This window comes from Mycobacterium sp. NGS17, assembly GCF_059813205.1.
On record NZ_JCALED010000011.1, the window covers coordinates 151,239 to 175,668 of the forward strand.

The window sequence follows — 24,430 nt, forward strand, 5'->3', positions numbered from 1 at the left end:
CGCTAGGACTTCGGACGCACCCCCGCGGCGCGGTACACGAACAGCGGTTCCACCGGAAACCGCAACGTCGTCCTGGGTAGTGCTTGCAGCACCTCGTCGGGAATCCTCTTCTTGTAGTTGAGCTTCATCGAGCCGCTGAACGCGGCGTCGACTCCATGAAGGTCGATGTCAATGCCGAGTCCCTTGCCGGTGATGGTGGCCCGGCCCGGCCCGAAGTCGGTGTCCCACGGGCAGTCGATGGACCGCAGGTTGGCGTCGCCGCGCGCGGGAAAGGTGGCGACGATTCGGGCGGCGCTGAACGCGAACCCACCCGTATACCGCGAGACGCCGGAGGCCGAATACACCCCGGGCACATGGCCGCTGAAGTGGCGGACCACCCCCGCCCGGCCGGCGCTGAAAATGATCCCTTCGGCGTCGAGTTCCGCACGCAGCGCCGCGGGCAACTGGCCGATCTGGGACAGATTGCGAAGGAATCCGAACACGTCCGAACCGTAGCCTCGCGGCTGGCATCGCGCAGGCTTATTGCACCGTCACGGTCAGCGTGTAGGTGCACGCCGGTTTGGCGTCCTTGCCCACGAAGCTCGTATACGAGGTGCTGACGGTGGTGCTTCCCGGCTTCAAAGCGGCGAACGTCCACTCCTCGTTGCCCGGCGCCCCCAGCGCGTCAGAGGTCGGCTGGACGAACTGGTGGCCGAGTTGCTTGATGACGGACGCATCGCCGATGGTCGTGTCGGGCGTCCACCGATACGGGGTGGTGTAGTTCGAGCCCAACTCCACCACCAGGGTGTTGCCGACCGACAGGGTGACGCTCTGCTTGATCTCACTCTGCGTCAGCACATCGTTCATGGGGACCTGGAGCGTTTTGGTCGACGGCGGGTTTCTGGAGGCGAAGTGGCAGCCCACCACGGTCGACAACATCAGCACGGCGACTGTTGCCAGCAGCCTGACCCTCACCGAATCCCCCTTCGATTTCCCGCCCCGGAGCCTAATAGGTCTGACCCAGACCGAAGATAGGCGACGACGCCGCCCGTCGCCGCGTCCGGCAGGATGGGCTGGTGTTTGGCCTCGAACTGATCGTCGCCCTGGTGTCCACCGTCATCGTCGGGACGGTCATCGGCAGGCGCTATCGCGTCGGCCCCCCGGTGTTGCTCATCTTCCTCGGCGTCCTGCTGGGGCTCATCCCCCATTTCGCGCACATCAAGGTCAACGGCGAGATCGTGCTGTTGCTGTTCCTTCCCGCGATCCTCTACTGGGAGGGCCTCAACACGAGCTTCCGCGAGATCCGGGCCAACGCACGCATCATCGTGTTCCTCAGCGTCGTCCTGGTGATCGCCACGGCGGTGGCGGTGTCGTGGACGGCGCGAGCGCTGGGCATGAATCCGCACGCCGCCGGCGTCCTGGGCGCGGTCCTGTCGCCCACTGACGCGGCCGCGGTGGCCGGTCTTGCGAAGAAGCTGCCGCGCCGATCGCTGACCGTGCTGAAGGCCGAGAGTCTCATCAACGACGGCACCGCCCTGGTGCTGTTCGCCGTCAGCGTCAACGTCGCGATCGGTGGGTCCGCCATCACCCCGCCTGAGGTGACCGTACGGTTCATCGTTTCCTACCTCGGCGGAATCGCCGCCGGTCTGCTCGTCGGTGGCGCGGTGACCATGCTGCGCAAGCGAATCGACGCCCCCCAGGAGGAAGGGGCGTTGAGCCTGGTGACGCCGTTCGCGGCCTTCCTGCTGGCTCAGTCGATGGAATGCAGCGGCGTGGTCGCGGTGATGGTGTCAGCCCTGGTCCTCGCATACGCCAGCCCATTGGTGATCCGGGCCCGTTCGCGGCTGCAGTCCTTTGCCTTTTGGGACATCGCGACCTTCCTGCTCAACGGCTCGCTGTGGGTGTTCGTCGGTGTTCAGATCCCGGGAGCGCTGCGCGGCATCGTCGGCGTCGACGGCGGGGTTCGGCACGCCCTGTTCGTGGCGCTGGTGATCACCGGCGTGGTCATCGTGTCGCGCATCTTCTGGGGCGAAATCACCACGCTGCTGATCCGGCTCATCGACCGCCGCCAGGTGCAACGCGAACGCCGGGTCAACTGGCGCCAGCGCTTCGTCACCGTCTGGGCCGGATTCCGAGGGGCCGTGTCGCTGGCGGCGGCGGTTGCCGTGCCGATGACAACGCTGAGTGGTGCGCCCTTCCCCGACCGCAGCCTGCTGATCTTCATCGTGACCGTCGTCATCCTGGTGACCGTCCTGGTCCAGGGCAGCACGCTGCCCGCCGTGGTGCGGTGGGCGAACATGCCTGAAGACGCGACCCACGCCGAGGAACTGCATCTGGCTCGATGTCGGGGATCGCAAGCCGCCCTCGCCGCGCTGCCCACGGTCGCCGACGAAGTCGGCATCGGCGACGACCTGAGGCGGCGGTTGCAAAAGGAGTATGAGGAGAAGGCGGCGCTGGTGCTGGCCACCGAGAACGGTGAACCAAACTCCCGCATACTCAAGGGCCGGGAAAAGGTCCGGCGCGTGCGGCTTGGCGTGCTCGAACACAAGCGCCGGGAAATCACCTCGCTGCGCAACCAGAACCTCATCGACGACATCGTGCTGCGCGAATTGCAGAACGAGATGGACCTCGAGGAAGTGCAGCTGCTCGCCGCCGCTGCCGACGACGACGAAGAAGACGAATAGGCCCCGTCGGTGGCCGACCGTACAGTCGGCCCCATGCTGCACACCGTCGCGATCCGTGGCTATCGCTCGCTGCGCGAGGTGATCCTGCCACTGGGCCGGCTATCGGTGATCACCGGCGCCAACGGCGCCGGCAAATCCTCGCTGTATCGCGCCTTGCGCCTGCTGGCCGACTGCGGCCGCGGCGAGGTCATCGGGTCACTGGCGCGCGAGGGTGGGCTGAAATCGGTGCTGTGGGCCGGCCCCGAGCAGCTGGCCGGCGCCCGACGCTCCGGGAAGGCCGAGGGCACCGTGCGCACCCGGCCCGTATCACTCGAATTGGGCTTCGCCGCAGACGATTTCGGCTATCTCGTGGACCTGGGCATCCCGCAGTCGGCCGGGAAGTCGGTGTTCGCCCGCGATCCGGAGATCAAGCGGGAAGTGTTGTTCGCCGGGCCGGTGCTGCGGCCCAGTACGACGCTGGTGCGCCGGTCGCGAGTCTTCGCCGAGGCCAGCGCGGATTCCGGCAGCGGGTTCGACGAATTGTCGCGATCGCTGCCGTCGTACCACAGCGTGCTCGCCGAATACGCCCACCCGCATGCGCTTCCCGAGCTCGCGGCCGTGCGAGAACGGTTGCGCGGCTGGCGGTTCTACGACGGCTTCCGGGTCGACGCGGGGGCGCCCGCGCGGCACCCGCAGGTGGGCACCCGCACCCCGGTGCTCTCCGACGACGGTAGCGACCTGGCGGCGGCGGTCCAGACGATCCTCGAGTCGGGGTTCGACGACCTCAACCGCGCCGTCGCCGAAGCATTCGACGGCGCCACCGTCTCGGTCGCCATCCACGACGGGTTGTTCGACCTCCAGTTGCGACAGCGCGGCATGCTTCGCGCGTTGCGTTCAGCCGAATTATCCGACGGCACATTGCGTTTCCTGCTCTGGGCCGCCGCCCTGCTGAGCCCGCAACCGCCCTCGCTGATGGTGCTCAACGAACCGGAGACCTCGCTGCACCCCGACCTGGTCGCGCCGCTGGCGTCGCTGATCCGCACCACCGCCGCCACGACGCAAGTCGTGGTGGTCACGCATTCCCGGTCGCTGCTCGACTTTTTGGATACCGTTCCGCTGAGCGAGCGCTCCGACGGCGAGGCCATCGAGATCGAGCTGTACAAGGACTGGGGCGAAACACTTATCAGCGGCCAGACCTTGTTGACGACGCCCCGCTGGGACTGGGGCACGCGCTAGTCACGCCGGGGTCGTGTCGTCTCCGCTGGCGCGTCGATTGTGCATCCTGGGCGGGCCCGCACCGGCGTGTCGCCGCCGTAGCTGCACGCTCAACTGAACGCACACTCAAACAAAGAATTGCCCGCCAGGCAATATTGCCCACTAGGCAACTTTGGCGTACGTTGGTCGCCATGACCGGGCTCCGTGAGCGCAAGAAGGCCGACACCCGGCGCGCGCTCAGTGATGCCGCATTGCGACTGGCATTCGAACGCGGCCTGGAAAACGTGACGCGCGAAGACGTCGCGAACATGGCCGGCGTCTCACTGCGCACGTTCAACAACTACTTCAGCGGCAAGTACGAAGCGCTCGCCTACCGGCAAGCCGAGCGTGTGCGGCGCAGCATTGCGGTGCTGCGACAGCGCCCCGCCGACGAACCGTTGTGGACGGCCCTCACCCACGCGGTGCTGGAACCCTTGGAAACGGACTTCGGCGACGTGTACGGAGACGAGAACCGTGCTCCCAGCCGCCAAGAGCTTGTCGAGGTCCGAAAGCTGGTCATGCACCCGCAAGTACGGAACTCGCTGCCACACAACCTGTTCGACGAGTTACTTCAGGTGATCGCCGAACGCACCGGGACCGACCCCGACCGCGACCTGTACCCACGATTGGTGATGTCCGTCGTACGCGCCGTCGGCGACGCCGCCGCCGACGCGTATGTGCGGGCCGATCCGCCGGTGGCCATCACCGCACTGATCCGCGAGGGGTTCGCGACCGTCAGCGCTGGGCTACCCGAACCCCCCAGAAAGAAGGCACGCCATGGCTGACGAACACGTCGACGTGGTCATCGCCGGCGCCGGGCCCAACGGGCTGCTGCTTTCGTGCGAGCTGGCGCTGACCGGAATCAGGCCGGTCGTACTCGACGTCCTGACCGGGCCCAGCTCCGAGCCGAAAGCCAACGGCCTTGTGGGACAGGTCATCCGACAGCTCGACATGCGTGGGCTATATCAAACCTTCACCGGTGACGAGGCGCCTCCACACCCGAACCCTGGATGGATTTTCGCGGCCATGGGGCTGGACTTCTCGGAGGTGACCGACAACCCGATGTATGTGCTGGCCATGCAGCAGCCCCGGCTGGTGCGGCTGCTGGAGAAGCGAGCCCGCGACCTCGGGGTTGATCTGCGCTGGGGCCATGGACTCGTCGGCATCGAACCGAACCCGGAATCGGTTGCGCTGACGGTCTCGTCGCCCGAGCGCGAGTACACCATTGCCGCCGGCTATGCCGTCGGCGCCGACGGCGGCCGCAGCCTGGTCCGCAAGATGCTCGGCATCGACTTTCCCGGCTTCACATCGCCGATGGTCGCCCGACTGGCTCACGTGCATATCCCCGACGAGCTCCACCGACCCTACAGCCGTATCGAGATTCCGGGATTCGGACTGCTTCCTTTCGGCCACAGCCGCTTTGACCGGGGCGGGATCATCTACGCGGAATTCGAGCCGGGCCGGTCGCTGCTCGGGACGCTCGAGTTCGGGCCTCCGGTCCCCGACGTTCCGATGACTCTGACCGAACTCCGCGACAGCGCGCGGCGCATCCTCGGCGTCGACATCCCGTTCGAGGAGCCGAAAGGCACTGGGCCGCATGCCCTTCGCCGCATCAACGGGCAGAACACCCGACACGCCGAGCGCTACCGCGATGGCCGGGTCTTGCTGCTCGGTGACGCCGCGCACGTGCACAGCCCGTTGGGCGGCCCGGGCTTGAATCTGGGGATGCAAGACACCATGAACCTGGGCTGGAAGCTGGCGGCCGAGGTCAATGGCGCTGCCCCGCCCGGATTGCTCGACACCTACCAGTCGGAGCGTTACCCGGCGGGCCGGCGGGTCATGATGCACTCGCTGGCACAGATCGCCCTCATGGCGCCGGGCCCCGAGGTCGCCGCATTGCGAACGCTGCTGGGCGAACTCCTCACGTTCGCCGACGCACAAACGCACCTGGCGGCGCTGCTGGCGGGTGCCGACGTGCGCTATGACGTGGGCGACGACCACCCGCTGTCGGGCTGGCTGGTGCCTGAGCTGACGCTCGATGACGGTCGACGGGTCGCCGAGCTGCTCCACGATGGCCGCGCGGTTCTGCTCGACCTCGGCGGCGGCTTCGCGGATACGGCGCGTGGCTGGGCCGATCGGGTCGACGCCGTCAGCGCGGGCATGGCCGACGGGCCCGCCGCGGCCCTGCTGATTCGCCCCGACGGCTACGTCGCCTGGGCAGCCGACGAATTCGGCCCGACCCAGGAAACGGGCCTGCGGGCGGCGCTTCAGCGCTGGTTCGGGCCGCAGACGATGGGATAACGGCGCACCGAAGCGAAGTTCACACAGAGTTCAGGCCCGCGTCGGTTCGGCATTGGTGAGCGCACACGCGCACCGCGTGTCCTCACGTTATGCGCGTTGTACAGGTCGCCAATTTCTATGGCCCGCGCTCCGGCGGCCTCCGCACCGCGATCGACCGGCTGGGTGCGGAATACTGCGCCGCCGGGCACGAAGTCTTCTTGATCGTTCCCGGCCAGCGCGCTGAGCGCGCCCAGCTGTACACCGGCGTCGTGCGAATCACCCTGCCGGCCCGCCTGATTCCCTTGACCGGCGGCTACCGTGCTGTGCTGCCGGGCCCGGTCAAGGCGCTGCTGGCCGCGCTGCGACCCGACGCGTTGGAGGTTTCGGATCGCCTCACCTTGCGATCGCTGGGGCGGTGGGGCCGCGACTTCGGCGCCACGACGGTGATGATCTCCCATGAACGCTTGGATCGCCTTGTCGGGCAGGTTCTTCCGCGTAGGGCCGCGCGGAAGTTCGCCGACGTGGCCAATGCGCGCACCGCCGCGAACTACGACACCGTCGTGTGCACCACGGCTTTCGCTCGCGAGGAATTCGACCGGATCGGAGCCGACAACACCGTCACGGTTCCGCTTGGCGTGGACCTGCAGACGTTTCATCCGCGCCACCACTCGTATCTGGTGCGCGAGCGGTGGGCCGCGCCGACGCAGCTGCTGTTGGTCCATTGCGGGCGGCTGTCGGTGGAAAAGCGTGTCGATCGCAGCATCGACGCGCTGGGCAAGCTTTTGCACGCCGGTGTCGACGCGCGACTGGTGGTCGTCGGCGAGGGTCCATTGCGGTCCCGGCTGGAGCGACAGGCCGCGCGACTACCGATCGACTTCACCGGCTTCGTCTCCGACCGCAACACGGTCGCGCAGCTGCTGGCGACGGCCGACGTAACCCTGGCGCCGGGGCCGCACGAGACTTTTGGGCTGGCCGCGCTGGAATCGCTGGCATGCGGAACCCCGGCCGTGGTCTCACGCACGTCGGCGCTCCACGAGATCATCACCCCGGACAGTGGCGCGTCGGCCGACAACGACCCGGCCGCCATCGCAAAAGCGGTCAGCGCCATCGTCAATCGGCCGGAGCGACAGCGTCGCGTTGCGGCGCGACGCCGCGCAGAGGACTTCACCTGGCACCGGGCCGCGACCGGCATGCTGGCGTCCTTGGGCGCACCGGCCTTCAACGACCCGCGCGGCACTTCCGAGCAGACGGCGTAACGGTCACTAGGCTCGCAGCAGACCGCAAGGAGGATCCGGTGCGAGCACGCGATCAGGTGTTGATCACCGCCGCCGAGTTGGCGGACGTCATTCGGGCCGGTGACCCGGTGACCGTCCTGGACGTGCGATGGAGGATCGATGCTCCTGACGGGCGGCCGGCCTACCTGGGCGGGCACATTCCCGGCGCCGTGTACGTCTCACTCGACGATGACCTCAGCGACCATGCGATCTCCGGCAGGGGCCGTCATCCGTTGCCGTCGGGACGCGACGTGCAGACTGCCGCGCGGCGCTGGGGAATCCGGCAGGACGCATTGGTCGTGGCGTACGACGACTGGAATCGCGCCGGTTCAGCACGAGCGTGGTGGGTGCTGACCGCGGCCGGGCTGCACAACGTGCGCATTCTGGACGGCGGCTTGGCCGCGTGGCGATCGGCCGGACTACATCTCGAGACCGGACCGGTCGATCCGCCGCCCGGGAATGTGACTGTGCCGCACCACGATCTGTATGCGGGGAGCCGGCGCACGCTGACGGCCGAGCGCATCGGCGAAGACACTGTGACGCTGCTCGATGCGCGCGCACCGGAACGCTACCGCGGCGACGTCGAGCCTCTCGATCCCGTCGCCGGCCATATTCCCGGCGCGAAGAATCTACCCAGCGGCTCGGTGCTGGCGGCCGACGGCACCTTCCTCGACGACGACTCGCTGGCACAACTGTTGTCCGATCGCGCGATCGAGCGTCACGATGCGGTGGCGGCCTACTGCGGCTCGGGCGTCACCGCCACGGTCGCGATCGCCGCACTCGCCGCGATGGGACGCGAGGCCGCGTTGTATCCGGGATCGTGGTCGGAATGGAGCTCGGATCCCGCCCATCCGGTGCAACGCGGTGCCGAGTAGCGGTCAGCGGCCGGTCCAACTCTGCAGGAAAGCCGCGGTTACCCGGGCGGCGTTCGCCGCCGCAATCCGCTTGTAGCAGAAGAACTGGAACGGAAAGCCGGGCAGGTGAAGCGGATCGCCAGGTCCGTCCGTGATGCCCCGGATGCCGACGAACGGGACACCATGCGTGTCGACGACGGCCTGCGCGGCCGCGGTCTCCATATCCGTCGCGTCGAAGGCCGGATCTGCCGTCGACACGATATTGAGGTTGCTGACCAGGCCGCTTCTCAGCCAGGGGGCCGCCGCCCGGAAGAAGTTGCCGGAATATAGAAAGGAACGGCCGGGTGCACTGCGGGGCTCGCAGCCAAAAACGCTGCCGCCGTGCGGGATGCACGGGAAGGCCACACCGTTGTTGTTGTCATAGCTGCATCCGTCGCCGCCGGCGAACACTCGCGGCCGGTGCCGCAGTTTGATGCGCCCGGCGACGCTGTCCAATGCGACGGAAAGCTTCTCGGCCGTGGCGAGCATCCCGGGATCGACCGAATGAAATGTCTTGCCGCCGTCCAATGTCCACCGCGCCGGTACCGCCACATCCGCGATCCTGGTGCGGCCGCCCCCGCCGGCGACGCCCGAAAAGACCGCTGCGCCAATCGTCATGGCGGACCCAGTGGGGAAGCGGCCGAAGGCGGCCTCGGTGGTGTCGGTGGCGTTGCTCAGACCGATACCGGTCATCGCCACGATCACCTTCGTGCCGGCTATCGAGCCAAGGTAAAAGCGCCGACGGTCAGCGACGACCACCGGATCGGGATCGAGCGTAGTGTGTGACAGCACCGCGTCGGTTTCGGCCGGAAAGGCGGACAAGACCAGCGTGCGCCGTTCGCCGCGATTCGTTCCGCCACCCACCGACACAGTAAACGCCACGACAAGGATGACCTGGAAGGGTTCACGCGGATGGGACCGCCTATGGCACCGCGACACAGATCTTCCCTAAGATGACATGATGCTCGACCCTGGACGGCCGGCCGTCGCCGAACGGATCCACGCGTGGCTCGAAACATGCCCGCCGGCAAGGTGACTGCGTCATGACCGGACGCCTCGACAGCAAGGTCGCGATCATCACCGGCGCCAGCACCGGCCTGGGACCGGTACTGGGCTCGGTGTTCGTCCGGGAAGGCGCCAGGGTATTGCTGGCCGCACGGCGCGCGGAGCTGGTCGAGGCCGCCGCGCGCGCGGCCGGCCCCGGCGCCATCGCGATGCGCGCTGACGTGACCGATGAGGACGACGTCGCGGCCATGGTGGCGCGGGCGGTCGACGAGTTCGGTCACGTCGACATCTTGTGCAACAACGCCGCCGCCCCCGGTCAGGACCGCTGGGTCTGGGAACAGACGCTGGACAACTGGAACGCCACCATCGCCATCGACGTCACCGCCGCGATGCTGTGTACCCGTGAGGTTCTCAACCAGTCGATGCTGCAGCGCCGCCGCGGCGTCATCTTGAATTTCTCCTCCACGGTCAGCTATGCCGGCATGGTCCGCAAAACGCACTACGTCACCGCCAAGGCATCGCTGCGGGCCTTCACCAAGGCCGTGGCCCTCGAGGTCGGCCCGCACGGCATCCGGTGCAATTGCATTGTGCCCGGTGCCATCGACACCGAACTGTGGCGCAACTGGGTGCAACGCATCGCGAACGAGCAAGGAGTCGACGCCGAAACCGTTCGCGCCAGGCAACTCAAGGGCGTTGCACTGCAAGATATTTCCTCGCCCGAGGACATCGCCAACCTGGCGCTGTTCCTCGCCAGCGACGAAAGCCGCACCATCACAGGCCAATCGATCCCCGTCGATGCCGGGGGGTACATGCAGGGATGAGCGGATACCGTTCCCTCGTCGGCGGTGGCACGTGATCCGCGTCAGGGCAGGCATATTCAGCCTCACGGGCACGCCGCCCGATGACGACGACGGCAGTTACCTACGCTGGCACCTGCTGGATCACCTGCCCGAGCAATACCAGCTGCCGGGCATCGTGCACGGGTTGCGCTGGATCGCCGACGGCGACTATCCAGACCACCGCCTGGCGTCCAATGGATCGCTAGGCGACATCGGCAACGCGGTGCACTACCTGGTCGGCGATCCCGTCGAGCAGACCTTCGACGACTTCGTCACCCTCGGGCGCACACTGCGCGACAACGGTCGCTTCCCAACTGTGCGACCGTCGCTGCAAGTGGCCGGCCTGCGCCTGCTGCAGTGGCAATCCTCGCCACACGCCTTGGTGTCGCCCGAAGTGGTGCCGTTTCGGCCGCACCGCGGCATCGTGCTGATCGTCGAAGAGCCCACGGACGGCCGGCCGGACGACTGGCTGCAGTGGTTGCACGGCGAGCACTACCCTGCCCTGCTTGCGACACCCGGCACGGCCGGCGCGTGGACCTTCGGCTCCAGCGCCGGATGGAGCCACCTCCCCCGGGGCTGGCGCACCGATCACCAGTACATCACCGTCGTCTACCTCGACGAGGATCCGCTGACCACCATCGGTGCGCTGGCCCCCCTCATCGAAGAGCGTTGGCGTTCAACGGCGATGCGCCCCGTATTCGCCGGCCCGCTGCGCAGCATGATCAGTTGGGAAGCCTGGCCGTAACAGACAGGCTTTATAGTCCTCATGACCGTCTAGCGGAGGACAGGTATGGCGCATCTGAACAAACAGCGATGGGTCGCTCGCTCGGCGGCCACACTCGGCCTGGTGGCGGTTGGGGCGGGCCTGCTGGCCTGTTCCAGCAAGGGTGATCACCCGGCCGCCGCCCCGAGCTCAGGACCGCCGTTGGCAAGCACAACCGTCATGATCGATGGAAACAGGCACACGATCATCGCCGCGGTGGACTGCAGCCGCTCTGCGGCACAACCGAGCGCGTCGCCGCCCGAATCCGGCGACCTCACCACCCGAATCAGCGTGCACGACGATAACGCCTCGGTTTCGCTGGCCATCTCCGACGAGCAGCCGCCCAGCGTCGACGCGTTCGGTATTTCGCTCAAGCTGGACAACGGCCAATACCAATTGCCTTACCAGGGAACCAAATCGCCCACTCAGGTCCAAGCCACCAAGGTCGGCAAGGGCTACACGGTGACCGGGACTGGTCAGGCGACCACGCCCGGCCAAAGTGGTTTGCGAGAAGTCACTTTTGGGATTCACGTGGCGTGCCCATAGGCACGTGTTGTCTGTCGCGACCCCCTCTGCGATGCTGGCAGCTTGGACATCTTCGCGCAGTGGCAAGACGGCGGCGGCGAGCTTCGTTGGCGCTCGACAACCGCGGCCAACGGCGGCCAGGAGGTCACGGTCTTCAGTCGCCGGTGCGGCACCCCCGGGGCGCCCGCATTGGTCTTGGTGCACGGCTTTCCCACCAGCAGCATCGACTACTTCGCGCTGGCCGGTGAACTGAGCGCCGACTTCGACATCTACCTGCTGGACTTCCCCGGCTACGGACTCTCCGACAAACCACCCGAGCCCTATGTGTACTCGCTCTACGACGACGCGCGCCTGCTGATCTATGCGATCACCCAGGTGTGGGGGCTCGCCGAATACCGCATGCTCACCCACGACCGCGGCAGCAGCGTCGGCATGATCGCGGCGGGCATGCTGGCCGCACCGGATTCACTGTCGGCGCCCGTCGATTTGATCTTGACTAATGCCAACATCTACCTCCCGCTGTCCAACCTCACCGCGTTCCAGACCGCGCTGCTTGACCCCGCGACCGCGCGGGCCACCGCGGCGGCCACGACGCCCGAGATGCTGGCGGCGGGCATGGGCGCAAGCACGTTCATGCCGCGGCGCACGCTGGAAGACCCGGAGATCGCCGCGCTGGCCAAGTGCTTCGCCCACAACGACGGAATCCGCGTGCTGCCCGACACCATTCAATATCTGCACGAGCGCGCCGCCGACGAAACCGGTTGGCTGGAAGCGCTTTCCACGAGTGAGGTCAACACTACGGTGGTGTGGGGCGTGCACGACAACGTTTCACCGTTGCGGGTCCCCAACCACGTCTGGCAGACGTATCTGAAGAACAAGCCGGGTCGCAACCGCTACTGGATGCTGCCCGGCGCCGACCATTACCTGCAGTGCGACGCCCCCGAACAACTAGCCCAGATCGTGCGTCTCACCGCCCAGGGTGGGGATATTCCGTTGCAGACCCTGGGAAATCGGCCCGACGGCGCGGTGTTGGTGGACCACAGCGCGCATTAGCTTCGCCCAGTGTGAAGTTAGCTTCACGTTCGGCGTCGAGCGTGAAACTAACTTCACGCTCGACGCAAAAAGAGCCAGCCCGCTAACCCACGACGACGGGCAAACGTGCCCACCCACGCACGCTCGCGGTATGCGCCCGTTGGGCGTTCGCATAGTCGACTTCCCAGTCGGGCCAACGCTTCAATACCTCTTCGAAGGCCACCCGCGCCTCCAACCGGGCCAGCGCCGAGCCCAGGCAGAAGTGCAGGCCCTGCCCGAAGCTGAGATGGCTTCCGCGACGGTGGATGTCGTAGCGATCCGCGTCGAGGAAGTGGCTCTCGTCGCGGTTGGCCGAGGCGTTCAGCAATAGCATGAACGATCCTTCGGGGACCGTGCGGCCGTAGTGCTCGGCGTCGCGCGCGACGTAGCGGGCCTGAACCGGTGACGGCGGCTCGTACCGCAGCGTCTCCTCGATCGCGCCGGGGATCAGCGACGGGTCCGCGACGAGTTCGCGGCGTTGATCCGGGTGATCCGAGAGCAGTTGGCCCATGAAACCGATGAGGCGAGCGGTGGTTTCGTTGCCTGCGCCGGCGATCATCGCGGTATACGCCAACACCTCGGTCCGCGACAGGGGCCGCCGCGTGCCGTCCGGCTCGTCGATCTCGGCCCGCAACAGCTCGGTCATGAGGTCGTCGGAAGGATGATTGGCCCGCCATTCGATGTACTCGGCAAACAGGGCAATGGAATTCGCGAAGACGTTCGCATCGACCGCGGCGGGGTCGCTGTCCTTGGACAATTCGATGTTCGCGACGCTGCGGTCGCGGATCTTCTCTTGGTCGGCCTCGGGAATGCCGAGGAGGTATCCGATGGTCCGCATCGGCATCATCGCGCCCAGGTCCGCGATGAAATCGAATCCGCTCCCGCCGACCAGCGGGTCGAGCTCGCGGATGCAGAAGCCGCGCACCAAGTCCTCGACGGCGAGCATGCGCCGGGGCGTGAAGACCCGGGACAGCAGTTTGCGGTGCAGGTCGTGCAGCGGTGGATCCTCGAACAGCAGAATGCCCGGGGGCACTTCGATATTCGCGAACAAGATGTCGGCGGTGGTGCCCCGCCCGGAGCGGTAGGTCTCCCAGTTGGGCAGTTCGCGCACGACGTCGTCGTAGCGACTCAGCGCGTAGAAGTTGTACTTCTCGTTGTAGTACAGCGGGGCTTCCTCGCGCATCCGCTTCCACACCGGATACGGATCCGAGTCGATCTCGACGTCGAACGGGTCGTAGTACAACTCGGTGGCGCTGGGGCTCGTCATGATCGGATCCCTAATTCAGTCGTTGCGGTGCAAGAAGCCGTGCAAGAGCGCTTGAACGAGTTCCTCAACGATCACCTCCCGGGGCGGTGGTTCGTTGCCGAAGTAGGTCGAACGCAACGCTGCCATGCCCGCGATCATCGAGACCGTCGAGTGGGCCGGCAGGTCGGGGTGGTCGGACCGCAACCCCCGCAATTGCATGCCCTCGACGCTGATTTGGCCCAATACCGTGACCGCCCTGCGGATCTCGGCGATACCGGCGTCCACCTTTTCCTCGTCGCTCAGATTTTCGGCCGCCATCAACGTCAACAGCAGACCCTGATGTTCGACGAACACGTCGTACAGTTGTGACACGAAAAGCCGGGTCAGCTCCTCTTCGTCGGTCTCCTCGGGGACGACGGACTGCCAGGTTGCCCCGAATTCGTCGACGAAGCTCACGAACGGCACGACGAGCGCCTCACGAAACAGCGCCGCCTTCGACCCGAAATTGCGGAACAGCAGGTGTTCGGTGACGCCGGCGGCCTGCGCGATCTCACGCGTCGTGGTGCTGCGGTAGTCCTGGCCGGCGAACAGCGCCCGGGCCGCGTCGAGCAGCAGCCGGCGTGGCTCCCCGCGGGGACGGCGCGCCACCGTAACCGGTTGCGGCCGCCTAGTTGCTCGCTGAGCCACCGATGTCCACTCCCGTCGAATCCGCCTTGAGGATAGTAACGGCTATCCACATAGGATAGTATCCACTACCTTAAAGGCGAAATCATCGAAAGGGCGACACAATGGGCGCTGTCATCATGCTCGGCACGCTGTTCGGCCTGATCGCTTTGATCTTCGGGTTGGTACTGCGCTTCGATCCCGAGGCGCGGCGCACGCCGAGCGACGACGGCCGCCGGTGAGCGCCCAGATGACGCCGGTGATGGCCGGGGCTCAGTACTTTTCGTACGCCGCGAGCATCGCGTTCCTGACCATCGGGATCTACCTGAGCTACCGTCGGCGCCGCATCCATCCGCTGTTGCTTCTTGGCATCTCGGCGATCTCGTTCTCCTGGATCGAGTCACCCTATGACTGGGCGATGTACGCGCAGTTTCCGCCCGGACTGCCCCGCATGCCGTCCTGGTGGCCATTGAACGTGACGTGGGGAGGCTTGCCGTTGGCGGTGCCGATCGGCTACGTCTCCTACTTCATCATCCCGGCGGTGACCGGGGCCGCCCTCGGACGGTGGCTGAGCGCAAAGTTCAACTGGCGCAGGCCGATTACCCTGCTCGTGGTCGGCCTCGTCGTCGGCTTCTGCTGGGCATTGTTCTTCAACGCCTACACCGGGGCCCAGTTGGGCAACTTCTATTACGGCTACGTGATTCCCGGGCTCGCGATCTTCGAGGGCACCAAGCACCAGTACCCGCTCTACGACTCGCTGGCCATGGGCATCCAGATGATGCTTTTCACCTATCTACTGGGCCGCACCGACGCCGAAGGACGCAACGTCATCGACATGTGGGTCGACAAGCGATCAAAGAGCCGGGGCCAGTCCGCGGCGCTGTCGATCGCGGCCGTCGTCGTCGTCGGGCACCTGGTATATGGCGCGGTCTTTGCGCCCCATCTCATCACGAAGCTGGCCGGCTATGTGACCGCGGGCCCGACCGAACAGCTCTATCCAGGCGTACCGAACCAACCCAAATAACGGGCCGTCAGCCGATCGCCTCGGGCAGCACGACCTCGCCCACGCGCTTCAGATACGGCCACGCGATGTCGGGTGGCAACCCGCCGCACAGCGGCGACAGGTTGAGCACCTGGCCGGCTTTGACGCGCGAAATCGCTTCGGGCACAGAAATAATCACGTGCGACGTCCCCGTCTCACGCAGCTCTTCGATGCTGTTCACGTGGCTGAAGCCCGCCGTCGTCTCGTCGCCGGGGTTCCACGCCGCGTAGCTGCGCACGTCGTGCAGCAGGTGCTCGCCGATCTCCTTCCACGCCTGATCCACATCGTCGGCGACGAACACGACCGAAGGGGTGTTGCGGTCGGGAAACATCGTCGGGCCGGGCGTGTGGCCGTGCTCGCGGCACGCCTCTTCGTAGGCCTCCTGCATGCCGGGCGCGTTGGCGTTTCCCAGCATGCCCAGGCCGTACCTGCCGGCCCGACGGGCCGCAGCGAGCGTTCCCCCGCCCCACATCAGTCCGGGGCCGCCGGGAGTCAGCGGGCGGGGTGTCACGGTGATCCGCCGACCGTCTTCGACGACGGTTTCACCGGCGAGCAGGCGCCGGAGCAGCGCGAGCTTCTCGTCGCAGACCCGGCCGCGCTTCTTGATCGGCACGCCGAAGTGCTCGAACTCCTCGGGCCGGTAGCCCAGCGCCAGAATGTAGGAGGCGCGCCCGTTGCTGATGATGTCGAGCACCGCCATGTCCTCGGCGAGCCGCACCGCTTCGTAGAACGGCAGGATCAGGATCAGGCTCAGCGCCAGCCGCTGCGTTCGCGCTGCCACCGCCGAGGCCAGCAGGAACGGTGAGGGCAGGTAGCCGTCCTCGGACGCATGGTGTTCACAGAGGATTGCGGCCAGGCCACCGTGTTCTTCGGCCCAGGCCGACATTTCGGGTGCCGCGGCGTAGAGATCGGCTGGGGGCGCCGCCCATTCGGGGTCGCGCATGTCGAAGCGCAGTGTGTACACGGCTGACTCCTAGCTGGCCTAATCGTTGTGCTGCACGTTACACGTTCAGTCGGAGGCGTAAAGCGGAAGAGTCGCCGGGAGGTCGCCCCCAGCGGACCCGACCGCGACGGCGCGGTGGTGCCCAACTACGTGCGCCTGAGCCCCCCATGCGGGGCGGGCATGTCGAACCTGAGCGTGAACATCAGCGGCCGCCGGGATTGGGCGTTACCGCTGCAGATTAACCTAAGATTTGTTCATTAGGATAGTACTTACTCTCTTAAACCCTTGACCGTGCGGCATAGCGGCTGTTAGCTTCCGAGACGAACGTTGGGTCACTGCTGCCGTAAGGGCAACGGACGCCTCAGCTTTCGCCGCGCACGCACCCGAGGAGGAACAAGATGACGGCTCATCGCGTGGTGGTGTGGGCGACGGGTGGCATCGGCTCGATCGCCATCCGCGCGATCCAGCGGCGCCCCAATCTCGATCTGGTCGGCGTGTGGGTGCACTCGGAAGGAAAGGTCGGCAAGGACGCGGGCGAACTGGCCGGCGGCGAGCCGATCGGCCTCAAAGCCACCAACGACGCCGACGCGCTGATCGCGCTCAGGCCCGACTGCATCGTCTATGCCGCCAGCGGTCCGGAGCGCGACGCGCTGGCCATCCCGGATTACGTCAAGCTGCTCGAAGGCGGGATCAACGTCGTGACCACCAGCACCACGCGATTGGTCAATCCACACGCTTACGAGCCCGCGGAGTGGCGCGACCAGCTGGTCGCCGCGGCCAAGCAGGGCCAGGCGTCGCTGTACGCCTCGGGGATCGAGCCGGGCTTCGCTGCCGACTACTTACCGCTGGTGCTGTCCACCCAGTCGTCGTCGATCGACAAGATCCACTCGTTCGAGATCGGGCTGTATGACGACTACGGCGTTCCCGACATCATGAGCGACGCGCTGGGCTTCGGCCGTCCGCTCGACTACCAGCCGTGGATCAGCTTCCCCGGTGCCATCGCCGGCGAATGGCAGGGGCAGATCCGGTTGATCGCCGACGCGTTGGGGGTCGAAGTCCAGGAAGTCCGCGAGGGTTTCGACCGCGCCGTCACCAACCGGACGCTGGAGGTTGCGATGGGCACCGTCGAGGCCGGAACGTGTGGCGCGCTGCGGATGCAGGCCATCGGCGTCGTCGACGGCCGGGAAGCCATCGTCATCGAGCACGTCACCCGACTCGCGCACGACGTCGCCCCCGACTGGCCCACCGGGATCGGCGATCTGTCCTACCGGGTCATGATTTCCGGCGATCCGGATATCGACTGCACCCTGGCGGCGACGCTGAAGGATCCCGCCAAGGCCGGCGTCGGCGGGATGACCTCCGGGGCCGGCGCTATGGTCGCCACGGCGATGCGCGTCGTCAACGCCGTGCCGTATGTGGTTGCGGCCCAACCGGGATTGCTGAGTTCGGTGGATCTACCGCTGACGATTCCACAAAAGGCGTTTGTCGGGGGCTAGGTCGCGGCGGTTAGTCTGCGGGCGTGACGGTTAATCCGCTCGAGGAACTGACGCTGCAGCAACTCCGGCGTCGCACCAGCATGAAATGGGGCGCGCACCCCGCCGACGTCCTGCCGCTCTGGGTCGCCGAGATGGACGTGACCCTGGCACCGACGGTCGCCGAAGCGCTGCGGAAGGCCATCGACGACGGCGACACCGGATATCCCTGCGGGCACGCGCTGGCGGAAGCCGTCAGCCAGTTCGCCGCGCGGCATTGGCAGTGGCATGACCTCGCAGTGAGCCGCACCGCGCTGGTTCCCGACGTGATGCTCGGTGTGGTCGAGGTGTTGCGCCTGCTCACCGATCGCGGTGACGTGGTCATCGTCAACCCGCCGGTGTATGCGCCGTTCTACGCGTTCGTGTCGCACGACGGCCGTCGCGTCATCGAGGCGCCCCTGGTCGAGGGGCGAATTGACTTGAACGCCTTGGAGAATGCCTTCGTTCGGGCTCGCGCGGAAGCCGCTAAGGACACCAAGGTCGCCTATCTGTTGTGCAATCCGCACAACCCGACCGGATCGGTCCACACCGCCGACGAACTCCGTGCGGTCGCCGAGCTCGCGCGGCGATTCGGGGTGCGGGTGGTGTCCGACGAGATTCACGCCCCCGTCATCCTGCCGGGATCGCGATTCACCCCGTTCCTCACGGTGCCGGGGGCCGAGAACGCCTTCGCGTTGACCTCGGCGTCGAAGGCTTGGAATCTGTCCGGCCTCAAAGCGGCGCTGGCCATCGCCGGACCGGAGGCCGCCGCCGACCTGAACCGGATGCCGGAGGAGGTCGGTCACGGACCCAGCCACCTCGGCGTCATCGCCCACGCCGAGGCGTTCCGGAGCGGCGACGACTGGCTCGACGCGACCCTGCGGGGCCTGGACGCGAACCGGACCCTGCTGGGCGAGTTGGTCGCCGAGCATCTTCCCGGCGTGAAATACCAATGGCCGCAAGGGACTTACCTGGCCTGGCTCGACTGCCGAGAGCTCGGTTTCGACGAGGAAGTCACCGATGGCCTTGCGGTGGTTGCCGACCTGTCGGGCCCGGCGCGCTGGTTTCTCGATCACGCGCGGGTAGCGCTCAGTTCCGGCCATGTGTTCGGAACCGGCGGAACCGGACACGTGCGCTTGAACTTCGCCACCTCGCGAGCGATCCTCACCGAGGCGGTATCGCGAATGGGCCGAGCCCTGGCCGATGCCCGATAGTGGAGTGTTCAGCTACGCGGAGACCTCCTCGGCGCCCCGGCCCAAGTTGCGGAACCCTTGTGCGGGCTCCTTCATGCCGAGCGTGAAGGGCAGGGCGTCGAGTTCGAACCTCGTCGTCGCGCCGAACCGGCGCAAAAAGCTGCGCCGCGGCGGCGCGACGTAAACCGGTAACGCCGCAAGGTCGATGTAGTGCGTCGAGGTTTCTCCGATTCCGTCGAAGACGTGCGTCAGCGGCATGCACAGCTCGCGCATCGGCTCGTCGAGGCATGCCGCGACGGGATCGGTCATCAGTACGTATTCGGCTACCGGCACCATGTTTTTCAGCATGCGGTGCACCAGAATGACGTCGAAGCCGGCCAGCTCGACGTGGCGCTTCACCTTCTGATCCGCCACCTCGCCCACGTGCACGACGAACTTCAGCGACAGCTTGTCCAGTTGTGCGCAACTCGCACACTCGCAGGCGATGTCGTTTTTCATTTGCTCACGCCGCTCCAGAAACGAGGCGCGCATCCGTGACAAGCGCTCGCACACCACCGCTTTGGCGTGGCTGTCCGGAGCACAGAAGAACGCGGCGTCACCCTCGAGTTTGGCCAGCTTCAAACCCTTGCCCGCATTGATCACCGACTCCAACAGGGCGGCAACCGTCAGCTGCGCATGGGCAAGGTGCGTCCGGTTCCACTGCATGTAACGCGTGTACCCGCCGATGTCGGCGATGAGCAGGACCACGCGCCGAATCGCCATGAACACGTCAGTTTAGTTGGCCGAGGTGCGTTGCTCAATGAATCTGCTACTAGACGAACTCGCGTCGGCGCGAGAGGCTTACAGAGGTGCCGGTTCACCGGAGGAGCTGATATGCATGTGCTGCGAACCCCGGACTCCCGATTCGAAAACCTGGAGGACTATCCGTTCGTTGGGCACTACCTTGACGTAACCGCAAGCGACACCCGGCCGCTTCGCATGCACTACCTCGACGAGGGCACTGTCGAAGGGCCACCGATCGTCCTGCTGCACGGCGAGCCCACGTGGAGTTACCTCTACCGGACGATGATCCCGCCTTTGACCGACGCCGGGAACCGCGTGCTCGCGCCCGATCTGATCGGCTTCGGCCGTTCGGACAAGCCCAGCCGGATCGAGGATTACACCTACCAGCGCCACGTGGAGTGGGTGATCTCGTGGTTCGAGCATCTCAACCTCAGGGACGTCACGTTGTTCGTGCAGGACTGGGGATCGCTGATCGGGCTGCGTATCGCCGCCGAGCAGTCCGACCGGGTCGGGCGGCTGGTGGTGGCCAACGGTTTCCTGCCCACGGCGCAACGGCGCACCCCGCCCGCCTTCTACGCCTGGCGCGCCTTCGCGCGCTACTCCCCCGTCCTGCCCGCCGGCCGAATCGTCGGCGTCGGGACCGTTCGCCGGGTGCCGTCGAAAGTGCGGGCCGGCTACGACGCGCCTTTTCCCGACAAGACGTATCAAGCCGGGGCCCGAGCGTTCCCCCAGTTGGTGCCCACCTCGCCCGACGACCCGGCGATTCCGGCCAACCGGAAAGCATGGGATGCGCTCGGCCGCTGGGAAAAGCCGTTCCTCGCCATTTTCGGAGCCCGTGATCCCATCCTCGGAAAGGCGGACACGGCCCTGATCAAACACATTCCCGGCGCCGCGGGCCAGCCCCACGCCCGCATCAACGCCAGCCATTTCATCCAAGAGGACCGCGGCCCCGAACTGGCCGAGCGCATCCAGTCTTGGCAGCAGGCCTGGCTCTGAGCGAAGGTCAGCGGGCGTAAACGTCAGCGGGTAACCGCGAGTACGGCTTCCGCCAATTCGGGCCGGCAGACCACCAGATCCGGCAACTTCGGGTCGGGCTGGTTGTACGCCAGTGCGGACCCGTCGATGCGAGAGGTGTGCAACCCAGCGGCCCGGGCCACCGCCACCGGCGCGGCGGAGTCCCACTCGAACTGGCCGCCGGCGTGCACGTACACATCGGACAGCCCTTGGACGATCGAGGCGACCTTGGCTCCGGCAGAACCCATTTCGACCAGGACTCCGTCCAGCGCATCCCGCACGTTCAAGGCGATGGCGGGTGGACGGGTACGCGACACCACGATGCGCGGCTTGCCCGGCACGGCTGGGGGCGACGCTGTCTCCGGAGTCGCCAGCGTGATGCCTTGGGCGGGCAGCGCCACCGCGCCCGCGATCAGCTCGCCGGACTGCCAGAGTGCGACGTGCACCGCCCAGTCGTCGCGTCCAAGCTCGGAAAATTCCCGCGTGCCGTCCAGCGGATCGACGATCCAGACGCGGTCCGAGCGCAATCGAACCGGGTCATCGGCGCCCTCTTCGGACAGCACCGCATCACCGGGTCGCTCCGCGGCAAGGGCCTCCATCAGAAAATCGTGAGATCGCTTGTCCCCGGCGGCTTTCCGGTCGGTCGGTGCCGCGTCGGAGAATTCTTCCCGAACCCCGAGCAGTAACCGACCTGCCTCGGTGGCCAGCCGTGCGGCCAGATCATGGTCATTCATTCGGCAACTCCGGGAATGTTCAAAATGTTGGTAGCGATGACCAACTTTACCCTGTCATGCCGTTTCGCGGTCACCAACCCGACGGCCGGTTTCACCCGTAATCTGGTGACCGTGAGCGGCAACGCCAACGTTTCTTTGATGAGGCGGTTGCGGCACACCTCGCGGGGGCGGGTGATCGGGGTCGGCATTGTGGTGGCCGTAGTGCTGGTCGGGGTCCTCATCGTGGTGGGCGTGCAGCTGACCCAGCGCCGGCCAGGCGCGACGGCGCCCAGCACGTCGCCGTCGTCGGCGGCCCCGGAGAGCTTCGCCATCCCGGGTTGCTACAACCCGTCCGTTCCCCCGGTCGCGCGCCCCAAGCGGCTCAACGTATTGGGTTGCGCCAGTGTGGCCGTCGCGCTGCAGGACATGTCGTGGAGTTCGTGGGGGCCGCAGGGCGCCGACGGGACCGGCACGGCATTGTTCAAGCTCTGTGATCCGAACTGTGCGACGGGATCTCAATTGACCGAGCCGGTCGTCGTGCACGCGTGGAATCCGCAGCCGCCGCGACGCGAGGCGATCTGCCAGGTGGGCTTGCAGATTTTCGCCGACATGATCCTGGCCTTTCCCAAAGGCGTTCCACCACCGAACGTGCAGAAGATGAACACCCAGTACAACGGGAATCCGGCCGTGCACTTCGCGAACTACTCGAGCGGCGACACGCGCGGCACCCAGTTCATCGGCTACACATTCTGCAACTAATCGGTCGTCAGACCTCGATGACGACAGCGCCACCCTGGCCGCCGCCGGCGCACATCGCCGCGACGCCGATGCCGCCGCCGCGGCGGCCGAGCTCGTAGGCCAGCGTGGTCACCATGCGCGCACCTGAGGCCGCGATCGGGTGGCCCAGGCTGCAGCCGCTGCCGGAGAAGTTCACCTTCTCCTCGTCGAGGCCGTATTCGCGGCACGCCGCGATGGGCACGGAAGCGAACGCCTCGTTGATCTCCCACAGCGCGACGTCGCCGGGCGTGAGACCGGCTCGCTGCAACACCTTCCCGATGACCTTGACCGCGCCGAGACCGCAGTCGCGGGCCGGCACGCCCGCGGCGGCCCAGGCCCTGACCGTGCCCATCACGTTGAGCTTCTCCGCCTGGGCGTAGTCGCTGTCGACGAGCGCGACGGCGGCCGCGGCGTCGTTGGTGCCACTGCTGTTGCCCGCGGTAATCGAGAAGCCCTCGATCTCGGGGTGTAGGACCTTCAAGCCGGCCAGTTTCTCGACGGTGGTGTCGCGACGCGGATGCTCGTCCACGGCGAACTCGGTGACCGAGCCGTCGAACTGGGTGATCTTCAGCGGCAGGATCTCATCGGCGAACTTGCCGGCGTCCTGGGCCGCGACGGCGCGCTGATGCGAACGGGCCGCCCAGGCGTCCATCTCCTCGCGCGTGATGCCGACCGCCTGCGCGGTATTCCAGCCCACGGTGATGGACATGTCCTTGGCCGGCGCGTCCGGCGTCTCCACGTGCGTCGGCGGCATCCAGCGCTCCTCGAACTTCAGCTCGGGGCCGGGGATTCGCCAGTTGGTCAGCGGCGTCATCGACAGCGACTGCACCCCGCCCGCGATGAGGACGCGCTCCATGCCGGAGCCGATCTGCGCCGCAGCGTTGCCGATGGCCGTGAGGCTGCCCGCGCAGTGGCGGTTGACCGACTGCCCCGGAACGTGTTCCAGGCCCGTCGCGGTCGCCGCATAGCGGGCCAAATCGCCACCACCGTAATGTGATTCGGCGAAGATGATGTCGTCGATGTGTGCGGGGTCGACGCCCGACCGGCGGACTACCTCGGGAAGCACGGCGGCGATCAGGGTCTCGGGCGGCGTGTTGACCAGCGTCCCCTTGAACGAGCGGCCTATCGCGGTCCGGACGGCTCCGACAATGACGGGTGTTCCCATGTTCTCGACCTCGTTGTTGTGGGCGGTCAGACGCCGCGAATCGTATCAAATACTGTATAGACAATAGTAATGGTCTAAATTCCGGTTGCCGGCCCCTGTGACGGCGCTAACAATTAAGCGGTTCGGCTAAATACGGGAGGCCACCCCTTGGCGAGCCCCGCCAGGGCGAGGTGACGGTTGCGCTGGAGACCGCCCGGTAATGCCACTCCGACCACCATCACCCTCGAACAGATCAACGACGGGTATCGCGACATGCTCGAGGGCGGCAACGTGCGCGGCATCCTCCGCTATACGGACGCCGACCGCGGGTAATCGGCGGCTGCATTGGCACAATGACCTGATGACAACCAGATCGCTCGCCGCCCCGGCCGCCACCCAACAGCTCGCCTACCGTGTCGCGGCGATGCTGCTCGGCATTGGCACCCTGCACTTCGTTGCGCCCAAGCCCTTCGACTCCATCATTCCGGTCGAGTTGCCGGGCAGCCCAAGGCTCTACACGTACGCATCGGGCGTGGCCGAGCTGACGATCGGGGCACTGCTGGTGCCGCAGCGAACCAGGCGGTCCGCCGCGCTGGCCGCCGTTGCGCTGTTCATCGGCGTCTTCCCGGGCAACGTCAACATGGTCCGGTTGTGGTGGGGCAAGCCGTGGCCCATGCGCATCGTCGCTTTGGCCCGCCTGCCGCTGCAGATCCCGATGATCACCGCCGCGCTCAAGATCCGGCGCAACAGCTGACGCGTTGCGTAGTTGTCACCCGCGCCGCAGCATCCCCGCCGGTTTTTCACTTGCGCCACTGCCGTCCCTGCCGGCGGGCACATACGAGTTGCCTGCCTCTC

General features: G+C 66.6%; 25 protein-coding genes and 1 pseudogene. 17 read left to right on the forward strand and 9 right to left on the reverse strand.

The features are described from left to right. Positions 1–2: 2 nt before the first annotated feature. On the reverse strand, positions 3–482 hold the full coding sequence (locus tag AC5Y7E_RS21785; RefSeq protein WP_499950714.1) for a hypothetical protein: 480 nt from the start codon (positions 480–482) through the stop codon (positions 3–5). A 37-nt stretch (positions 483–519) separates the two neighbouring features. Further along, complete coding sequence (locus AC5Y7E_RS21790; protein WP_499950715.1) at positions 520–954, reverse strand: protease inhibitor I42 family protein; 435 nt, start codon at positions 952–954, stop codon at positions 520–522. 101 nt (positions 955–1,055) lie between these two features. On the opposite strand from AC5Y7E_RS21790, the gene AC5Y7E_RS21795 reads away from it, so the two are divergent. The 6 genes from AC5Y7E_RS21795 (at position 1,056) to AC5Y7E_RS21820 (ending at position 8,325) form a co-directional block, all read left to right on the forward strand. Further along, positions 1,056–2,663: a Na+/H+ antiporter gene (locus AC5Y7E_RS21795; protein ID WP_499950716.1), complete on the forward strand. Its 1,608-nt coding sequence runs from the start codon at positions 1,056–1,058 to the stop codon at positions 2,661–2,663. Between the two features lie 33 nt (positions 2,664–2,696). Then, positions 2,697–3,878 (forward strand): AAA family ATPase, encoded by a 1,182-nt coding sequence (locus AC5Y7E_RS21800; protein WP_499915704.1) that lies wholly within the window; start codon positions 2,697–2,699, stop codon positions 3,876–3,878. Between the two features lie 170 nt (positions 3,879–4,048). Next, positions 4,049–4,681, forward strand: a complete 633-nt coding sequence (locus tag AC5Y7E_RS21805; protein WP_499950717.1) for a TetR/AcrR family transcriptional regulator — start codon at positions 4,049–4,051, stop codon at positions 4,679–4,681. Further along, positions 4,674–6,197 (forward strand): FAD-dependent monooxygenase, encoded by a 1,524-nt coding sequence (locus AC5Y7E_RS21810; protein ID WP_499950718.1) that lies wholly within the window; start codon positions 4,674–4,676, stop codon positions 6,195–6,197. Before AC5Y7E_RS21805 ends, AC5Y7E_RS21810 begins: the two co-directional genes overlap by 8 nt. An 89-nt stretch (positions 6,198–6,286) precedes the next feature. Next, on the forward strand, positions 6,287–7,432 hold the full coding sequence (locus tag AC5Y7E_RS21815) for a glycosyltransferase (RefSeq protein WP_499950719.1): 1,146 nt from the start codon (positions 6,287–6,289) through the stop codon (positions 7,430–7,432). A 38-nt stretch (positions 7,433–7,470) separates the two neighbouring features. Then, entirely contained in the window at positions 7,471–8,325 is an 855-nt protein-coding gene (locus AC5Y7E_RS21820) for a sulfurtransferase (protein WP_499950720.1), read from the forward strand. 3 nt (positions 8,326–8,328) lie between these two features. Here the strand turns inward: AC5Y7E_RS21820 and AC5Y7E_RS21825 are convergent, their stop codons facing one another. Continuing rightward, positions 8,329–9,207 (reverse strand): 5'-methylthioadenosine/S-adenosylhomocysteine nucleosidase family protein, encoded by an 879-nt coding sequence (locus AC5Y7E_RS21825; RefSeq protein ID WP_499950721.1) that lies wholly within the window; start codon positions 9,205–9,207, stop codon positions 8,329–8,331. A gap of 179 nt (positions 9,208–9,386) precedes the next feature. On the opposite strand from AC5Y7E_RS21825, the gene AC5Y7E_RS21830 reads away from it, so the two are divergent. The 4 genes from AC5Y7E_RS21830 to AC5Y7E_RS21845 are packed head-to-tail and all read left to right on the forward strand — an operon-like array spanning position 9,387 to position 12,528. Further along, positions 9,387–10,169, forward strand: coding sequence for an SDR family NAD(P)-dependent oxidoreductase (locus AC5Y7E_RS21830; RefSeq protein ID WP_499950722.1), 783 nt, complete (start codon positions 9,387–9,389; stop codon positions 10,167–10,169). 34 nt (positions 10,170–10,203) lie between these two features. Beyond that, positions 10,204–10,932 (forward strand): hypothetical protein, encoded by a 729-nt coding sequence (locus AC5Y7E_RS21835; protein WP_499950743.1) that lies wholly within the window; start codon positions 10,204–10,206, stop codon positions 10,930–10,932. A 45-nt stretch (positions 10,933–10,977) separates the two neighbouring features. Then, the gene (locus AC5Y7E_RS21840; RefSeq protein WP_499915690.1) at positions 10,978–11,496 is read left to right on the forward strand and encodes a lipoprotein LpqH; all 519 of its coding nucleotides are present in this window, start codon (positions 10,978–10,980) and stop codon (positions 11,494–11,496) included. A gap of 42 nt (positions 11,497–11,538) precedes the next feature. Continuing rightward, complete coding sequence (locus tag AC5Y7E_RS21845; RefSeq protein WP_499950723.1) at positions 11,539–12,528, forward strand: alpha/beta fold hydrolase; 990 nt, start codon at positions 11,539–11,541, stop codon at positions 12,526–12,528. Between the two features lie 82 nt (positions 12,529–12,610). On the opposite strand, the gene AC5Y7E_RS21850 is transcribed toward AC5Y7E_RS21845, so the two are convergent. Both AC5Y7E_RS21850 and AC5Y7E_RS21855 read right to left on the reverse strand, forming a co-directional pair. Continuing rightward, a complete protein-coding gene (locus AC5Y7E_RS21850; RefSeq protein WP_499950724.1) occupies positions 12,611–13,813 on the reverse strand; it encodes a cytochrome P450 in 1,203 nt (400 codons plus the stop codon). 15 nt (positions 13,814–13,828) lie between these two features. Then, positions 13,829–14,479 carry a TetR/AcrR family transcriptional regulator gene (locus tag AC5Y7E_RS21855; protein WP_499950725.1) on the reverse strand — a complete coding sequence of 217 codons (651 nt, stop codon included), beginning with the start codon at positions 14,477–14,479 and terminating at the stop codon, positions 13,829–13,831. Positions 14,480–14,693: 214 nt separating this feature from the next. Here AC5Y7E_RS21855 and AC5Y7E_RS21860 point away from each other — a divergent pair, with 214 nt between their 5' ends. Continuing rightward, a complete protein-coding gene (locus AC5Y7E_RS21860; protein WP_499950726.1) occupies positions 14,694–15,479 on the forward strand; it encodes a spirocyclase AveC family protein in 786 nt (261 codons plus the stop codon). A gap of 7 nt (positions 15,480–15,486) precedes the next feature. On the opposite strand, the gene AC5Y7E_RS21865 is transcribed toward AC5Y7E_RS21860, so the two are convergent. Beyond that, on the reverse strand, positions 15,487–16,461 hold the full coding sequence (locus tag AC5Y7E_RS21865; protein ID WP_499950727.1) for an LLM class flavin-dependent oxidoreductase: 975 nt from the start codon (positions 16,459–16,461) through the stop codon (positions 15,487–15,489). A gap of 377 nt (positions 16,462–16,838) precedes the next feature. On the opposite strand from AC5Y7E_RS21865, the gene AC5Y7E_RS21870 reads away from it, so the two are divergent. Next, positions 16,839–17,936, forward strand: a complete 1,098-nt coding sequence (locus AC5Y7E_RS21870; protein WP_499950728.1) for an NAD(P)H-dependent amine dehydrogenase family protein — start codon at positions 16,839–16,841, stop codon at positions 17,934–17,936. A 23-nt stretch (positions 17,937–17,959) separates the two neighbouring features. After that, entirely contained in the window at positions 17,960–19,165 is a 1,206-nt protein-coding gene (locus tag AC5Y7E_RS21875) for a MalY/PatB family protein (RefSeq protein ID WP_499950729.1), read from the forward strand. Between the two features lie 12 nt (positions 19,166–19,177). Here the strand turns inward: AC5Y7E_RS21875 and AC5Y7E_RS21880 are convergent, their stop codons facing one another. After that, positions 19,178–19,906: a DUF2652 domain-containing protein gene (locus tag AC5Y7E_RS21880; protein ID WP_499950730.1), complete on the reverse strand. Its 729-nt coding sequence runs from the start codon at positions 19,904–19,906 to the stop codon at positions 19,178–19,180. A 111-nt stretch (positions 19,907–20,017) separates the two neighbouring features. Between AC5Y7E_RS21880 and AC5Y7E_RS21885 the strand changes: the two genes are divergently transcribed. Further along, entirely contained in the window at positions 20,018–20,923 is a 906-nt protein-coding gene (locus AC5Y7E_RS21885; RefSeq protein ID WP_499915672.1) for a haloalkane dehalogenase, read from the forward strand. Between the two features lie 23 nt (positions 20,924–20,946). On the opposite strand, the gene AC5Y7E_RS21890 is transcribed toward AC5Y7E_RS21885, so the two are convergent. Further along, on the reverse strand, positions 20,947–21,675 hold the full coding sequence (locus tag AC5Y7E_RS21890) for a 3'(2'),5'-bisphosphate nucleotidase CysQ (RefSeq protein WP_499950731.1): 729 nt from the start codon (positions 21,673–21,675) through the stop codon (positions 20,947–20,949). Between the two features lie 138 nt (positions 21,676–21,813). Here AC5Y7E_RS21890 and AC5Y7E_RS21895 point away from each other — a divergent pair, with 138 nt between their 5' ends. Further along, positions 21,814–22,413 (forward strand): hypothetical protein, encoded by a 600-nt coding sequence (locus AC5Y7E_RS21895; protein ID WP_499950744.1) that lies wholly within the window; start codon positions 21,814–21,816, stop codon positions 22,411–22,413. A 7-nt stretch (positions 22,414–22,420) separates the two neighbouring features. Here AC5Y7E_RS21895 and AC5Y7E_RS21900 read toward each other — a convergent pair whose 3' ends face one another. Continuing rightward, positions 22,421–23,596 (reverse strand): thiolase family protein, encoded by a 1,176-nt coding sequence (locus AC5Y7E_RS21900; RefSeq protein ID WP_499950732.1) that lies wholly within the window; start codon positions 23,594–23,596, stop codon positions 22,421–22,423. Between the two features lie 219 nt (positions 23,597–23,815). Between AC5Y7E_RS21900 and AC5Y7E_RS21905 the strand changes: the two are divergent. Both AC5Y7E_RS21905 and AC5Y7E_RS21910 read left to right on the forward strand, forming a co-directional pair. Further along, positions 23,816–23,908, forward strand: a pseudogene (locus AC5Y7E_RS21905) (hypothetical protein); the annotation flags it as partial. A 28-nt stretch (positions 23,909–23,936) separates the two neighbouring features. Continuing rightward, the gene (locus AC5Y7E_RS21910) at positions 23,937–24,329 is read left to right on the forward strand and encodes a DoxX family protein (RefSeq protein ID WP_499950733.1); all 393 of its coding nucleotides are present in this window, start codon (positions 23,937–23,939) and stop codon (positions 24,327–24,329) included. Positions 24,330–24,430: the final 101 nt, after the last annotated feature.